This window comes from Corynebacterium sp. HMSC072D12, from assembly GCF_001813925.1.
In the GTDB taxonomy this organism is placed as follows: Bacteria; Actinomycetota; Actinomycetes; order Mycobacteriales; family Mycobacteriaceae; genus Corynebacterium; species Corynebacterium aurimucosum.
In genome coordinates this window covers 1-284 of record NZ_KV814405.1, presented here as the reverse complement: position 1 = coordinate 284, position 284 = coordinate 1, and the positions used below count along the sequence as shown (strand labels likewise).

Genomic DNA, 284 nt, shown 5'->3' with positions numbered 1-284 from the left:
TCTTCCTTCTTTTCCTCTGCCTTTTCTTCCTTGGCAGCGGGCTTCTCGGAGGCTGCGGCGGAGCCGTCGCCGACGCGGGCGATGACGGCGCCGACGTCGACGGTGTCGTCTTCCTCGGCGAGGATTTCAACGAGGGTGCCGGCGACCGGGGACGGGATTTCGGTGTCGACCTTGTCGGTGGAGACCTCGAGGAGTGGTTCGTCGACCTCGACGGTGTCGCCGACGGACTTCAGCCACTGGGTAATCGTGCCTTCGGTGACGGACTCACCAAGCTCCGGCATCTC

At 64.4% G+C, this 284-nt stretch carries 1 protein-coding gene; it reads right to left on the bottom strand.

Annotated features, from left to right (window positions below; all coding sequences use genetic code 11):
- The coding region (locus HMPREF2943_RS07005; RefSeq protein ID WP_305764053.1) for a biotin/lipoyl-containing protein at positions 1-284 on the bottom strand (284 nt) is incomplete at both ends.